We start from the raw sequence: 12,327 nt of genomic DNA on the forward strand, positions 1-12,327 counted from the left end.
TTACCTACTCTTTAAAGACATAGTCAATAGGCTTATTTAACCTCGCCGGCTTTTATCCAAAAAAGAAGATCTCTGAAAACGTCTCTGCGGTTTATTTCATTTATAAGCTCGTGTCTGCATCCTTTATAAATCTTTATGGAAACATTCCTTTTACCGCTTGCTTTGTAAATTTTATAAAGTTTTTTTACCGCCGAAGAGTATGAACCTACAGGATCTTCTTCCCCTGAAATAAAAAGTATCGGCATAGTACAAGGAATAGAGTTTATGTTTTTTTGTTTTCGGACGAAATTTAATCCCCAAAGCAGATCGTAAAAAAAACCGAGAGTCGGCATGAAATTACAAAACGGATCGCGATCGTATTTTTCAACTTCATTTTCATCTCTCGATATCCAAGAATGCGGACTCAAAGGTCTTTTTATTTTTTTATTGTTCATTTTAAAAAACAGCATATTCACGAACGGGACGCATTCTTTTGCGCCGAACAAATTTTTCGCCGTTCCCACAAAAAAAAGTCCCGTGTAAATAAGTTTTGCAGAAGGGAAAGCCGTTCCGCATAAAACGCATTTTTGTATGATGCTTCCGTATTTTTCAATGAATGCCTGACCTACAAAGGAACCGAACGAATGTGCGAACAAAATTATTTCTTTTTCCGGGTAGTCTCTCTTAAATTTTTCGATCACTTCGCGAAGGTCTTCAACTACTGCCGTAAAGCCGTCCTTTTCCGCAACAAAGCCTAATTTTCCTCTGTTTTCGTTTTGAGCTTTTTCGCCTGTTTTACCGTGCCCTCTGTGATCGTGGGCAGAGCAAACATAACCGTTTTCCGTCATAAATTGAGCGAGAACTTCATATCGAAGAGCGTGGTCCACCATACCGTGGCTTATCTGAAAAAGCCCGCGTATGTCTTTAGGTTCACACTCGGGTATCCACCTTATGACCGAAACTTTGGCGCCGTCGCGCATGGTTTGAAAAAAAGTTTCTTTTTGCATACTCCCTCTTTGTCCGATTATTTGGTAATATATAGCGATGTCGTCACATAATATTATAACCCGAGAAATGGTTTTAGGCGGAGACTGTATAGGGCAAATCGACGGAAAAACGATATTCGTCCCTTTTGCCGTTCCCGGTGAAAAACTGAAAATAGAGACAGTGTCTTGTAAACGCGACTATGAAACTGCAAAAATAGTAGATATTCTTGAAAGCTCCGCGCACAGAATAAAACCTCCCTGCAAATTTTATGAAATTTGCGGCGGCTGCAATATGATGCACATAGAAAGCTCCTTTCAGCGTCAACTGCGGTCGGATATGCTTAAATCCTGCTTTAAGCGCGAAAAAATTGAAACACCCGAAATAATTGCCTTATACGATAAAGACGGCGGGTATCGCTGCCGCTTCCAATTTCACGACGGAGGACTTTCCATGCGTCAATCGAATACGGTAGTCCCGATCGACAGCTGTCTTATAGCGAGCGACGAGATAAACGAATGGCTTAACGCCGTACCCCAAGAGCAAAGACCTAAAGGAAGGATTCACGTATTCGGCGGAAGTTGCGTAGTCGATAAGCCTGATTCATCGCCTAAAGCGGCTACGGTCTCTCCCTCCTCCCCATGTCTTTCAAAAACTGGGTTAAACGCATTCGCTCGAAGATTTCCCCGCTTGCTGATCGAATCTCCGGAACTTATTCCTTCTTCCGGCGGCGCAGGCGGCGCTGCAAATAATTTTTGCGGGGCGGCGCCCAAGACGTCAAAAAAGAAAAAAAAGGCCGTAAATAATTTTTTTTCAGGGACGATATTAAATCATTCCAATATTGCGACCGTCGTCATTTCAGGAAAAAAAATAGTCTTCGATATACGGGGCTTTTTCCAATCCAACGTCAGCGTTTTAGAAAAGACGATAGATATTTTATGTTCGGATCTTTCGGGAAAAAATGTTCTCGACATGTACAGCGGAGCGGGAACTTTTTCGGTGTTCCTTGCCGACAGGTTTAAAAAAGTCACTATGGTAGAGCATAACCGCGACGCGATGGTATTTGCAGAAATAAACATGAAAGGAAGACCCCATGCCGCCTACGGTTTAAGCGGCGTAAAATGGGTGTCAGAACACGCTTCTGCGATAGTAAAAAACGAAGGGAACTTTGACGCTGTGGTAATAGATCCGCCCAGAAGCGGGATAGAAAGAGAAGTTCTTTCATGGCTTTGCAAAACACATCCTTTGCGTATACGATCGCTTTCGTGCGATCCTGCGACGCACGCCCGCGACGCGTCTTTTTTTGTGAAGGCAGGATACAAACTTTCCAAATTGTATCTTCTGGATTTTTATCCTCAAACGTCTCATATCGAGAGTTTAGCCTTTTTCGACTATTTGAATCCGTATTAGGTTAAAATGAAAATTAAAGTTTTTTTTGTTTTTACGTTTTTTTTCGCTTTGAGCGCTTTGTCAGCCGCCGGCTTCCAGCAGGGAGCTACCTACGGGCAGATCAAAGAACGGGTGTTGAAGCAGACTGGATTAAAGGTATCTTCTCTGTATATCTCGCAGGTTAAGCGGAAATACGGGCTGGATGTGGGGCAGAATTATAAATTGTCAAAGAAGGAAAATGCCAAACAGCCGCAGTGTCCGCCGGAAAAAGAAGCAGCAATCGTGGAAGCGTTGAAACATTTTGGAATGGTAATTGATCGATAATTTGGAGGACATACTACATGAAAATATTAGTAATAGATGCTCAAGGCGGCGGGATCGGAAAACAAGTAGTCGCTGCAATTAAACGTGAACGGCCACAGATAGAAATTACGGCGGTGGGAACGAACAGTACAGCTACAACAGCCATGCTGAAAGCAGGCGCTGATCATGCTGCAACTGGAGAAAATGCAGTCATTGTTGGATGCCGGACAGCCGATGTAATTATTGGACCTATTGGTATAGTTATTGCAGACGCAATGTTTGGAGAAGTGACTCCATCTATGGCGGTAGCTATTGGGCAAAGTACGGCAAAGCGGCTTCTGATTCCCGTGAATCATTGCGATAATATCGTTATCGGTATCTCAGACCTGTCTGTAGGAAACCTAATAGAAGAAGTACTGAAAGAAATAAAATGACATTATAGCCGCATGCTCTCTCTTGTTTTTTTGATCATGCAGTGATATAATATATATACTCATGCAGGAAGCTGAGAAATGATGCCGAAGCATCAAGTGGTAGAATAATCAAAGCAAACAGATGAAGATTATGTATACACAAGAAGGTATACGATTCCTCTGCAGAGGAGCGGTATGCCTTCTTTTTTTTTGGCGTAAAAACATCTGTGAAATTTAGGAGGTACATAATTATGGCATGTTTTCTCGTTCCGGCTGCGGAAGCTATCGTCACTACGGTCGCTGCAAATGTAATCAAGTCCAAGGAAAAAGAAGAATCTGTAAAACTCTCTCTTTCTGACGGTTCTGTTCAGGAAGCAACCAAAATCAAATTTTCCACCAAGCTCGGTTGGCTGAATAAGCTGCTCTGGGGCGGTTCCGCGCTTCTGGCGTTTGAACATCTGTGGCACGGCGAGGTGGTTCCGTTCTTCCCGTTCCTGACGGCGGTCGAAAACGGAGAAACCGCTGAAATGCTCGCAGAAATGGGCAGTGCAGGCGTCATGATGGCTGTTCTTGTTACGGCCGTATGGGTTGGTATGCTTGCCGTTTCTTCTGTTGTGGAAAAGAGAGCGCTTCGTGCTCCCAAGCTTGCACAGGAGGGCGTATAAAGTATGACTTTACTGACAACGGTTTTTGCAGCTATTATTGCTACGGTCATTTGGTATAAGGGTGCACCGAAAAGTGAAATGAAGGTTGGCACTCTTTGCTGGCTGTACTGGGGTGCGTCCCTGATGTGGCTTGTTGATGCGATATTTGAGTATGCGGAACTTGGCGCTGAATACTTCGCCCCTGCTCCTGTGGATATGCTCAACGATTTTTATCTTGGCTTGTCTGTTGTAGCCCTTGGTTTGATCATCTGGCTGGTCATTCTGCTGGTGAAAGATCCAAAGGGTGTTGCCACACGACAAGAGCATGAGTTGTAAAGGCAGCATTATTCAAGAAAAAGTAAGTGACATGGCTGAGCGGTTCTGTATGCAACACAGAACCGCTTTTGTTATACTGGGATTAAAATATGAAACTGAATGATTTCTTTATAGAGCACCCGAAAGTCGCAATCGCATTTTCCGGCGGTGTTGATTCCGCATACCTGCTGTATTCTGCAAAGCAGAACGGTGCTGAGGTGCGGGCATACTATGTGAAATCTGCTTTTCAGCCGCAGTTTGAGCTGAATGATGCCCAGCGAGTTGCCAATGAATTGAATATTCCAATGCGGGTATTAGCCGCCGATGTTTTGTCCTCGAAAAAGATTGTGGATAATCCGTTGGATCGCTGCTATTACTGTAAACGCATGATTTTTGAAACAATCGCTAAAGCGGCATCAGAGGACGGTTTTTCGGTACTGCTGGACGGAACAAGCGCTTCCGATGATGCGGGAGATCGACCGGGGATGCGGGCAATTTGTGAATTATCCGTATTATCTCCGCTTAAAGAATTTGGATTGACAAAAGCGGCAATTCGACAGCTTTCCAAAGAAGTGAAACTGTTTACATGGGATAAACCTGCGTACGCCTGCCTTGCCACACGGATTCCCGTCGGAGAAATGGTTACCGAAGAAAAATTGAGAGCAACAGAGATAGCTGAGGATTTTCTATTTTCTCTCGGCCTAAAAGATTTCCGGGTACGGCGGTTTGGAGAAGCTGCAAAAATACAAGTTCCCGATACTCAGCTTGAAAAGGTAATTGGAAATAGAGAAATTATCCTTGCGGAGCTGAGAAAGTATTATTCTGCTGTTCTGCTGGATTTGGAGGTGCGGGGATGAAAACGGAAATCAAAACCGTTCTGGAAGCTGTGAAAAATGGCAAAATGTCCGTGGACAATGCTCTTTTAGCCATTAAAAAGGAGCCGTTTGAGGATATTGGTTATGCGAAGATCGATCTGCATCGCGGTATCCGCCAGGGTATGCCGGAAGTTATATACGGCGCCGGAAAAACAGCGGAGCAGATTAGCGGAATCGCAGAGAAAATGAAGCAGCGTGGGCAGAATACGATTCTGATCACAAGACTTTCCCCGGAAGCGGCGGCGCAGGTCGGGGCGATGCATGAAATGGACTACCATGCGGAAGCCAGTGTCGGGATCATCGGGCCGATGCCTCTGGCAGACGGCATCGGAAAAATCGTAGTCGCCACAGGCGGAACCAGCGATATTCCCGTTGCGGAAGAAGCGGCGCTGACCGCCGAAGTGCACGGCAACGAGGTCGTCCGCCTGTACGATGTGGGTGTGGCAGGGCTGCACCGTCTGTTTGCCCATCTGGATGAAATCATGAGCGCAAGCGTTATTATTGCCATAGCCGGTATGGAAGGTGCGCTTGCCAGCGTGATCGGTGGGCTTGCAGATTGCCCCGTGATCGCTGTTCCCACAAGCGTTGGATACGGGGCGGCGTTTGGTGGCCTGTCCGCGCTTTTGTCTATGCTCAATTCCTGTGCCAGCGGGGTGTCGGTCGTAAATATCGACAACGGTTTCGGAGCTGGATATCTGGCAAGTATGATCAACCACATGGAGACAAAATAATATGAAAACATTATATCTGGACTGTGGGATGGGCGCGGCGGGCGATATGCTGACAGCGGCTTTGCTAGAGCTTCTTCCGGACAAAGAAGAATTTCTTGCCGTTCTGAACAGCCTTGGGATACCCGGTGTCACGGTGACTAGTGAGGCATCCGTCAAATGCGGAATCCAGGGCACGCACATCACGGTAAAGGTCAACGACGAGGAAGAATCTGAGGGTATGCGCACCCATAAGCATAGTCATTCGCACGAACATGAACATGACCACGAGCATTCCCACGACGGCGGGCGCCACCATCATCACAGCGGTATGCATGAGATCGGGCATATCATTGAAGATCTACCGGTATCCGAAAAGGTAAAAGCGGATATTCTGGCAGTCTATTCCATGATCGCAGAAGCGGAAAGCCATGCCCACGGCGTTCCCGTAACGGAGATCCATTTCCATGAAGTCGGAACGATGGATGCCGTTGCGGATGTTACGGCGGTTTGTATGTTAATGGATCGTCTGTCGCCCGATCAGGTTGTGGTCTCCCCGATTCATGTCGGCGGCGGTCATGTAAAATGCGCGCACGGTATCCTTCCCGTTCCTGCGCCGGCAACCGCATATATCCTGCGGGATGTGCCGATATACGGCGGCGGGATCAAAAGCGAATTGTGTACGCCCACTGGAGCGTCACTGCTGAAATACTTTGCCACAAGATTCGGTGATATGCCGGTAATGAGAACGACGGCCATCGGTTACGGTATGGGCAAAAAGGATTTTACCGCTGTCAACTGTGTGCGCTCTCTGATCGGGGAAACAGAGGATACCAGCGATACGGTCACGGAGCTGTGCTGCAATCTGGATGATATGACGGCGGAAGCGATCGGGTTTGCGGAAGAACAGTTTTTTACAGCGGGAGCTTTGGAAGCGTATACGGTTCCTGCACAAATGAAAAAATCGCGCCCGGGTATACTTCTTTCCGTTATGTGCCGCGAAAAGGATAAGGAACAGATGCTGAAACTGATCTTCCGACACACCACAACGCTCGGCGTGCGTGAAAACGCCAGCCGCCGCTATACCCTTTCCCGCACCACGGAAACGGTACGGACAAATTTGGGAGAAGTACGGAAAAAAATATCTTCCGGTTATGGCGTAAAAAGAGAAAAATACGAATATGAAGACATGGCACGAATAGCAAGAGAACAGGACATGAGTCTTGCCGAAGTAACGGCTTATATCAAAAAGCAGGAGAAGTAAGTATGGGCGAAGTGAAGTACGCTTCTCTTGAAAGTCAGCTTGGAAACGCGCCCTGCCTGTGCGAAGATACGGAAGAAATGTTCTGGCTGCGGGAATCGGACGATTATGAGAGCCGGGTAAAACTGGGAAATCTGCTCGCGGGGCAATACCGTTTTCGCGAGGCCATAGACGCTTACCGTGCGGCGAAGAAAATCCGTGCCGACGATCCAATGCTGTATATCAGTTTAGGCGGAGCTTATCTGACTCTGCGGCATTTTGACGAAGCAAAAAAAGCCTACGGAAAAAGCCGTTCTCTCGGCGGAAACGAAAAGTTTGCCGCATATCCGATTGGTGTATGGCATTATCTGCAGGGAAATTACAGGGAAGCGGCAGACTATTTTGCAAAGGTACTGCCCTGTGGGGATGAGATGAAGATCGCAATCCTTTACTGGAACGCCCTCTGCTGTATGCGCGAAAATCTGCCGGACAAACTGCTCGCAACATACCGTGATGATATGCAGGTTGGACACCATACGGCTTATCGATCAGCGGTAGAGGTTTTTCTCGGGAAAAGACCTGCCGAAGAAGCGCTACGGCAGGCAGAACAGGATAAAAATGATCTAAATGCCGTTGTTTCAATGTACGGTATTGCGGTTTATCTGGAACACGGCGGCAAAAAGACAGAAGCGGAAGAAGTAATAAAATCACTGTTCCGGCGGGAATCTGCCTGGCCATGCATATCGTACCTTGCAGCATGGAACGATATGACGATAACAAATATTTGATATTGTTCATCTGCAAAAATAAACGGCTTAAACTACAGCAGTTTAGCCTTCTTCGACTATTCGAATCCGTATTAGGTTAAAATGAAAATTAAAGTTTTTTTTGTTTTTACGTTTTTTTTCGCTTTGAGCGCTTTGTCAGCCGCCGGCTTTGAAAGCGCCGCACCGGAAGAAATCGAGCCGCAGGAGATTGAGCTCTGCAAAAGAAAACCGTCCTGGACAAAGGTCTTCGGCGGAAAGACGGTTAAAAGGCCCGTGCTGTTTTCCGACGGAGCTGCGCTTTTACACGACGGAAACAAAATTTGCGCCGTATCCGAAGACGGAATCGAACTGTGGCAGAAGAAAATTTCAGGAATAAATTCAAAAACCCTATTCGGCGCCACAAGGGACGACTTTTTATATTTTTCGGATAAAAACAACGTGCTTCACATAATAAACCGATCCGGATACACGGTTTTAAAGATCGGTCTGCCTTTTATTCCCGTAAATACGGTAATCGAAGGCTTCGACGGATGCCTCTTCATATTCGGGGAACAGTATGTCGGCTGTTACGGATTAAACGGAATATGCAAGTGGTACATACTTACGCCAAAACAGAGTTCGTGTCCGGCGCAAATGCTGCAGGACGGAAGCATTCTTATTTTTTTTGAAGGAGATAGGAATACAAAAGCCTTTGCTACCAAAATCGGCCGGTTCGGTAAAGAAAAAGAAAAATTCGTTTTTGATGCGAAACCTTTAAAAAGTTGCAATTCCGAAGACGGCGTTTACGTTCTTTTTTCGGACAGGACGGTTACGCGCTTTTCTTGCCCTCATGAAGATAATGAAAGCATTGAAACAGAGTCTCGTATTCTTCCACCATTGATCAACATCGATATTTTGAGGTCTTCTTTGTTTTTTGCATATGACGGCCAAACAAAAGACTCTCTCGTGCTTTCCGATTCCAACGTATTGTTTTCTTTTTTATTTTCATCGAATTCGGTAATGAAAAAAGTAAATTTGGATATAAAGGACATAAAAGACGAGAGGTTTGTTTCGGACGGAAGTTTTTTGCTGTACTGCACCGATTCATGGGAAACTGTCTTTTACAGATTTTCCCAAATGTCTAAAAAGAAACCGATAAAAATCGAAAAAAAATACAAAATCCCGAGCACAAAATATGAAGAATACGAACGCCTTGCTGCGGCTGAAACCGAAAAAAAACTTTCCGAAGGATATTACGGTGCAAATGAAGAAACATACATATCCGAATTGCAAGGTTTTATAGAAAATTATCTGGCTTTTTTAAGACAAAAAGTCACGAATGTTCGCGCCGAACCGCCGGAATACACAAAAGATATTCAGTATTTGGCGGCAGTATTTTCAAATCTCGGTTTATACGGAACGGATACGTTTACGTCGCTCACTGCCGAACTCATATCCATGGAACGTTCCGGCCCTCTTCTTATAATTCTTATAAACGCGGCAGGCAATATAGGCTTTGACAATAACAGACAGCTTTTTTTTGCCATAAGAAAAAAAATTACGGAATCTTCAGGTCAGTTTGAAAATAACGAGGCAATAATCGTTGCGTGTTGTCAATCCTTATACAAACTCAGCCTTTTTATGGGAAAAAAGTACGCGGACGAATCGTGCAATCTTATTTCGGGATTATTGCATCCTCACTACGGAAAAAACATAAATAAAGCGGCAAAGGAAGCTCTTATAAAGATTTCAGACTTAAAGCCTTAAATAAAGTGTGCGGGGAAAATTCTCCAATTTACTAGGCTGTCCACGTGCAGTAAACGCACACACACACATCGCCGTCAGAGCGCTTCCTATTTTGACGAGAAACGATTATTATCGAAGTGAATAAAAAATCCATGAGAATGACGGCAAAAAAATGTTACTCGTGGAAAAATCAACACTTGAAAACGGGAGTATAACGAAATGGTAAAAAAATATAATAAAATATTTCCTCAGTGCGAATTGGGAGAAAATTCCAGATGGAATGAATTCGATCAGATGTTCTATTACACGGATATTGTAAACGGCGCCGTTTATAGAACGGATTTGAAAAGCGAAATGGCGGAATGCGTGCTAAAAACAAATTATCAAATAGGAGCGTTCCTTTTCGATTCCAAAAGCAACATCGTACTTCTGACGGAAAAGGGTCTTATCTATGCATATAAAAACGGAAAAAACTATGCTCTGTCGGATAAAACATACATCAGTTTTTCTTTTGAACCGGGGGAAAGATTCAATGACGCAATCGTCGATTCCAAAGGAAGAATTCTTGCCGGAATAAAAAAAGAATCGAACAGCAACGGCCGCCTTATTTCCATCGATAAAGACGGAAATATAAAAACGCTTCTTACCGGTCTCGGAATAAGCAACGGAATGGGATTCGATGATAATTGTAAAATTTTTTATCACACCGATTCTACAACGGCAACAATCACACGGTGGAATTATAATCCTGATACCGGTGATATTTCAAACCCTAAGGTAGTGATTTCGGATTATCCTGAAGGACAAGTTCCGGACGGTATGTGCTTGGACAATAACGGCGACATAATAAGCGCCTGCTGGGGCGGGTCCTCCGTTTTACGAATTTCAAAAACCGGTGAAATACTGGAAAAAATAGAATTGCCGGCTACGAACATCTCATCGGTTTCTATCGGCGGTAAAAACATGGACACATTGTTTATAACATCGGCATTCAGCAACCTAAAAAAAATCGAAGAAGCAGACGGTTTGTGTTATTACTTAACCGACACATCAATTAAAGGTAAAAGGGATTATTTAGCCTAAACTTCGAGTTTTATAATTTTAGGGCGGCTTCTGCCAAATCACCGATCAAGCGTTCATCAGGAATTCCGACTTTTAATCCGAAAACTATTCGTTTTATTTACTGTTCCGGTTTCCAATGTCAGGTTTTATTCGCCTGAAACGCACCTCAAAATACTTAAGACTTTTTTTTCAACAGCCTCTGCCGAAAGGCCGAATTTAGATTTCACTGCCTGTGATTTTCCGGATTCGGTAAAAACATCGTTGACGCCGACATATTCAACAGGACAACGGATTGACGAAGTGCAGAGTGTTTCCGCAACAATACCGCCAAGCCCTCCGTAAATTGAATGATTTTCTACCGTAACGATGGCCTTAACTTTTTTTGCGATATCTAAGATGCCTATATTGTCAAACGGTTTTAATGACGGAACAGCCAAAAGTTTTCCTTTTAGCTTCTTGTCTTCCAAGCGCATAAATCCGTCACAGGCTTGTAAGGCGGCACTGCCTTCATATATGATTGCAAAATCATCACCTTTGTCACATATCATTTCCAGTTTATCGAATGAGAATTGCGTGTTTGAGGAGTGAAGCACCGGTGTTTCATCACGCGGCACTCTGATGTAAACAGGTCCTTGTATCTGCAAGGCATGAAGCATGGCGGCGCGTACTTGAAAATGATCGGCAGGCGACAGCACTGTTAAGCACGGTATTGTCCGCGTGAGCGCTATTTCTTCATTTGCATGATGTGTTCCGCCGTCAGGCCCGTTATCCATGCCCGGGTGCGTTGCCACGATCTTTACATTTAAGTTTGAAAAACAGTTTTGACGCAACTGTGTCCAACAGGTTCCGCTGGAAAAGAGTGCAAAGTTAGCATAAAAAGGAATCAGTCCTTCGGCTGCAAGGCCGGCAGAAACACTCATGGCGTTCTGTTCGCCGATTCCCATTTCAAAAAATCTGTCGGGATAAGCCTTAGCAAAAGCATCCGTTTTTGTTGCGGCAGCCAAATCGCAGTCCAGTACAACTATGCGAGGATCTTTTTTACCGATTTCAACCCATATATCACCGAGAAAAGATCTGGGTGAAACCGTTTCAGTATACAGCGAGTTCATACTACTTCTCCCAATGCCGCCATTGCGCTTTTGTATTCATCATCGGACAGACCTTTGCTATGCCATGCGGGATTGTTTTCCATATAGGGAACTCCCTTGCCTTTGACCGTTTTTGCAATTATACATAAAGGTTTTTTAGGATGTTTTTTCGTTTGCGTAGGATCCAGCGCTTCGATAATAGCGTCAAAATCATGCCCGTCAATACTAATGCAATTCCAGCCGAAACTCTGCATTTTATCTGCCAAGGGTTCAGGTACTGTAACCTTTCCATGGGACGAAAATCCGTTGCGATCTATGATGCACACAAGATTTTCAAGCTCAAAAGACGGCGCAAACATAGCAGCTTCCCAAAATTGACCGACTTCAATTTCTCCGTCGCCTACTGCAACAAAAACACGATGAGGATCTTTGTTGCGTTTTTTTGCCAACGCCATGCCCATCCCAATGGATAAGCCCTGTCCAAGTAATCCTGTTGTAGCATCGATTGCGTTCGGCAATTTAACTGTCCAAGGATGTCCTTCTAGAGGAGAATCAACGGCTCTATATTGCGATAAAAGACCTTCGTCGAGCAAACCTTTTTCACAAAGTATCGCATATAAGGCCGGCACGGCATGCCCTTTCGACAAGATAAATTTATCTTTGCCGCTTTTATCTTTTGTCATATATTTTTGAAAAATGACGGTAATAATATCCATTATAGATAAAGAACCGCCGGGGTGTCCCGCGTTTGCTTTGTATATCATTGATATAATGCGCCTTCGGCATCTGGCGGCAACGGCTTGCAAATCTTTTTTCTCATCCATGAATCGACCTCT

14 protein-coding genes are annotated in these 12,327 nt (G+C 44.6%); 11 read left to right on the forward strand and 3 right to left on the reverse strand.

Annotated elements, in window-relative coordinates:
• Window positions 1-32: 32 nt before the first annotated feature.
• Window positions 33-986 (reverse strand): alpha/beta hydrolase, encoded by a 954-nt coding sequence (locus HRQ91_RS05910; RefSeq protein ID WP_210118722.1) that lies wholly within the window; start codon window positions 984-986, stop codon window positions 33-35.
• A 37-nt stretch (window positions 987-1,023) separates the two neighbouring features.
• On the opposite strand from HRQ91_RS05910, the gene HRQ91_RS05915 reads away from it, so the two are divergent.
• The 11 genes from HRQ91_RS05915 to HRQ91_RS05965 all read left to right on the forward strand — a co-directional run bounded on the left by HRQ91_RS05915 (window position 1,024) and on the right by HRQ91_RS05965 (window position 10,424).
• Window positions 1,024-2,373 (forward strand): class I SAM-dependent RNA methyltransferase, encoded by a 1,350-nt coding sequence (locus HRQ91_RS05915; RefSeq protein ID WP_246473167.1) that lies wholly within the window; start codon window positions 1,024-1,026, stop codon window positions 2,371-2,373.
• A gap of 6 nt (window positions 2,374-2,379) precedes the next feature.
• Window positions 2,380-2,676: a hypothetical protein gene (locus HRQ91_RS11715; RefSeq protein WP_215905385.1), complete on the forward strand. Its 297-nt coding sequence runs from the start codon at window positions 2,380-2,382 to the stop codon at window positions 2,674-2,676.
• A 17-nt stretch (window positions 2,677-2,693) separates the two neighbouring features.
• Window positions 2,694-3,089, forward strand: a complete 396-nt coding sequence (locus tag HRQ91_RS05925; protein WP_210118723.1) for a DUF3842 family protein — start codon at window positions 2,694-2,696, stop codon at window positions 3,087-3,089.
• Window positions 3,090-3,319: 230 nt separating this feature from the next.
• Window positions 3,320-3,733: a hypothetical protein gene (locus HRQ91_RS05930; RefSeq protein ID WP_210118724.1), complete on the forward strand. Its 414-nt coding sequence runs from the start codon at window positions 3,320-3,322 to the stop codon at window positions 3,731-3,733.
• 3 nt (window positions 3,734-3,736) lie between these two features.
• A complete protein-coding gene (locus tag HRQ91_RS05935) occupies window positions 3,737-4,048 on the forward strand; it encodes a hypothetical protein (RefSeq protein WP_210118725.1) in 312 nt (103 codons plus the stop codon).
• Window positions 4,049-4,137: 89 nt separating this feature from the next.
• The gene (gene larE / locus HRQ91_RS05940; RefSeq protein ID WP_210118726.1) at window positions 4,138-4,884 is read left to right on the forward strand and encodes an ATP-dependent sacrificial sulfur transferase LarE; all 747 of its coding nucleotides are present in this window, start codon (window positions 4,138-4,140) and stop codon (window positions 4,882-4,884) included.
• The gene (larB, locus tag HRQ91_RS05945; RefSeq protein WP_210118727.1) at window positions 4,881-5,633 is read left to right on the forward strand and encodes a nickel pincer cofactor biosynthesis protein LarB; all 753 of its coding nucleotides are present in this window, start codon (window positions 4,881-4,883) and stop codon (window positions 5,631-5,633) included. Before larE ends, larB begins: the two co-directional genes overlap by 4 nt.
• A 1-nt stretch (window position 5,634) precedes the next feature.
• Window positions 5,635-6,873, forward strand: coding sequence for a nickel pincer cofactor biosynthesis protein LarC (gene larC / locus HRQ91_RS05950; protein WP_210118728.1), 1,239 nt, complete (start codon window positions 5,635-5,637; stop codon window positions 6,871-6,873).
• Between the two features lie 2 nt (window positions 6,874-6,875).
• A complete protein-coding gene (locus tag HRQ91_RS05955; protein WP_210118729.1) occupies window positions 6,876-7,637 on the forward strand; it encodes a tetratricopeptide repeat protein in 762 nt (253 codons plus the stop codon).
• A gap of 81 nt (window positions 7,638-7,718) precedes the next feature.
• Window positions 7,719-9,362 (forward strand): hypothetical protein, encoded by a 1,644-nt coding sequence (locus HRQ91_RS05960; protein ID WP_210118730.1) that lies wholly within the window; start codon window positions 7,719-7,721, stop codon window positions 9,360-9,362.
• A gap of 198 nt (window positions 9,363-9,560) precedes the next feature.
• A complete protein-coding gene (locus HRQ91_RS05965) occupies window positions 9,561-10,424 on the forward strand; it encodes an SMP-30/gluconolactonase/LRE family protein (RefSeq protein ID WP_210118731.1) in 864 nt (287 codons plus the stop codon).
• A 125-nt stretch (window positions 10,425-10,549) separates the two neighbouring features.
• Here HRQ91_RS05965 and HRQ91_RS05970 read toward each other — a convergent pair whose 3' ends face one another.
• A complete protein-coding gene (locus HRQ91_RS05970) occupies window positions 10,550-11,512 on the reverse strand; it encodes a transketolase family protein (protein ID WP_210118732.1) in 963 nt (320 codons plus the stop codon).
• Window positions 11,509-12,315, reverse strand: coding sequence for a transketolase (locus tag HRQ91_RS05975; protein ID WP_210118733.1), 807 nt, complete (start codon window positions 12,313-12,315; stop codon window positions 11,509-11,511). The genes HRQ91_RS05970 and HRQ91_RS05975 overlap by 4 nt, the downstream gene beginning before the upstream one ends.
• Between the last annotated feature and the right edge of the window lie 12 nt (window positions 12,316-12,327).

The organism is Treponema parvum, assembly GCF_017893965.1.
GTDB classification, from domain to species: Bacteria; Spirochaetota; Spirochaetia; order Treponematales; family Treponemataceae; genus Treponema_D; species Treponema_D parvum.

Excerpts from the sequence above, each read along its gene's own strand:
- HRQ91_RS05910 (WP_210118722.1), bottom strand. The coding sequence starts at position 986 with ATGCAAAAAGAAACTTTTTTTCAAACCATGCGCGACGGCGCCAAAGTT.
- HRQ91_RS05915 (WP_246473167.1), top strand. The coding sequence starts at position 1,024 with ATGTCGTCACATAATATTATAACCCGAGAAATGGTTTTAGGCGGAGAC.
- HRQ91_RS11715 (WP_215905385.1), top strand. The coding sequence starts at position 2,380 with ATGAAAATTAAAGTTTTTTTTGTTTTTACGTTTTTTTTCGCTTTGAGC.
- HRQ91_RS05925 (WP_210118723.1), top strand. The coding sequence starts at position 2,694 with ATGAAAATATTAGTAATAGATGCTCAAGGCGGCGGGATCGGAAAACAA.
- HRQ91_RS05930 (WP_210118724.1), top strand. The coding sequence starts at position 3,320 with ATGGCATGTTTTCTCGTTCCGGCTGCGGAAGCTATCGTCACTACGGTC.
- HRQ91_RS05935 (WP_210118725.1), top strand. The coding sequence starts at position 3,737 with ATGACTTTACTGACAACGGTTTTTGCAGCTATTATTGCTACGGTCATT.
- larE (WP_210118726.1), top strand. The coding sequence starts at position 4,138 with ATGAAACTGAATGATTTCTTTATAGAGCACCCGAAAGTCGCAATCGCA.
- larB (WP_210118727.1), top strand. The coding sequence starts at position 4,881 with ATGAAAACGGAAATCAAAACCGTTCTGGAAGCTGTGAAAAATGGCAAA.
- larC (WP_210118728.1), top strand. The coding sequence starts at position 5,635 with ATGAAAACATTATATCTGGACTGTGGGATGGGCGCGGCGGGCGATATG.
- HRQ91_RS05955 (WP_210118729.1), top strand. The coding sequence starts at position 6,876 with ATGGGCGAAGTGAAGTACGCTTCTCTTGAAAGTCAGCTTGGAAACGCG.
- HRQ91_RS05960 (WP_210118730.1), top strand. The coding sequence starts at position 7,719 with ATGAAAATTAAAGTTTTTTTTGTTTTTACGTTTTTTTTCGCTTTGAGC.
- HRQ91_RS05965 (WP_210118731.1), top strand. The coding sequence starts at position 9,561 with ATGGTAAAAAAATATAATAAAATATTTCCTCAGTGCGAATTGGGAGAA.
- HRQ91_RS05970 (WP_210118732.1), bottom strand. The coding sequence starts at position 11,512 with ATGAACTCGCTGTATACTGAAACGGTTTCACCCAGATCTTTTCTCGGT.
- HRQ91_RS05975 (WP_210118733.1), bottom strand. The coding sequence starts at position 12,315 with ATGGATGAGAAAAAAGATTTGCAAGCCGTTGCCGCCAGATGCCGAAGG.